This is a genomic window from Dryocola clanedunensis (assembly GCF_038405435.1).
Classification (GTDB): Bacteria; Pseudomonadota; Gammaproteobacteria; order Enterobacterales; family Enterobacteriaceae; genus Dryocola; species Dryocola clanedunensis_A.
Map to the genome: position 1 here is coordinate 1 of NZ_JBBYHZ010000215.1, position 522 is coordinate 522.

Here is a 522-nt window from a genome sequence, read left to right on the forward strand (position 1 = left end):
TGCGTTGCCGGGGAACAGGCGTTTGGCCGCACCATCGGTGTCGTGCGCGGTGAGGCGCAGCTCCCACGGGCCGTGCACCTTCCAGATGGCGCTGAGCTGGCCATGCAGGTAGTCATCGGCCTGCGCGCTGTCCAGCCAGTAGTGGCCTACCGCGCCCTCGACACGCCACTGCTCGCCCAGCGGCAGGCGCGCACCGAGCTGGGCGTAGGTGCCGCCATGGCCACCGGCCAACGCGTTGTCGGAGACGCCGACCTGCAGCCAGGCGCGCTGCCGCCAGGTGACGGTGCCATTGAGCTCGGTCCAGTCCAGATCGACCGTGGCGGACGGATAGACGTAGCGGGTCAGATTGACGTCCACGCTCCAGTCCGGCGTCACCGCCCCGCTCCAGCCGGCGACAAGATCAAACTCGCTGCGCGCGCCGTTGTCCGGCCGGAACGAGACACCCGAGCCCCACGCCGAGGCATACCAGCCGTTGGACGCACTGAGTTTCACGCCCGCCTGCACGGCTGGATCGCCGTCGCT

General features: G+C 69.7%; 1 protein-coding gene. It reads right to left on the bottom strand.

From position 1 onward, the window contains the following. Window positions 1–522 (bottom strand): TorF family putative porin (locus AAE045_RS24295; protein ID WP_455549852.1); only part of this gene is annotated, 522 nt, incomplete at both ends.